Annotated in this window: 1 protein-coding gene; it reads left to right on the top strand. The window is 64.5% G+C overall.

The window, feature by feature from the left end; translation table 11 throughout:
- The coding region (locus JP75_RS24870; RefSeq protein ID WP_035088033.1) for an ABC transporter permease at window positions 1–576 on the top strand (576 nt) is incomplete at its 5' end.
- Window positions 577–702 lie beyond the last annotated feature (126 nt).

The following is a 702-nucleotide window of genomic DNA, read 5'->3' on the forward strand; positions in this document are numbered from 1 at the left end:
ACCTATCTCGTCACCAACGGCGCGCCGGTTTCCGGCCTCCAGCCGGAAGTGCGCTATCTCGGCCAGGCCTATTATGACCTGGGCATCTTCGCCCCGCCCGCCGGCATTCCGGCCAGCCTCATCGTGGTGCTGGTCTGCGCCATCGCGCTCTGGGGGTTCCTGGCCAAGACCTCGACGGGCCGGCACATCTTCGCCATCGGTGGCAATCCGCATGCGGCGCGGGTCTCGGGCATCAATGTCGATGCCGTCCTGGTGCTGGTCTATGTGCTCTGTGGCTTCTTCGCCGGCCTTGCCGGACTGCTGCTGGCCGGCCGCACCGACAGCGGCTTCCCCAATGCCGGCATCGGCATCGAACTCGACGCCATCGCGGCGGTCATCATCGGCGGCGCCTCATTCTTCGGCGGGCGCGGTACGGTCTTGGGCGTACTGGCGGGCGTGCTCATCATGGGAATCCTGCGCAACGGGCTCAACATCAACAATGTCTCGGCCTTCTGGCAGATGATCCTCATCGGCCTCGTCATCATCGTCGCCGTCTATATCGACGTGCTGCGGCGCAAGGCGGCGCTGCGCAGCTAAGGGAGTTAATCAATCGCCGTCCGTGACCGTCTCCGGATGGGCGGCGCAAACGAGGAGCGGAGACAAGGTTCTTAGGGAGGACCAGATGAAGAAGCTTCTGCTGGCAGGCGTTGCGCTTGCAGCCAT

The organism is Devosia riboflavina, assembly GCF_000743575.1.
Taxonomy (GTDB): domain Bacteria; phylum Pseudomonadota; class Alphaproteobacteria; order Rhizobiales; family Devosiaceae; genus Devosia; species Devosia riboflavina.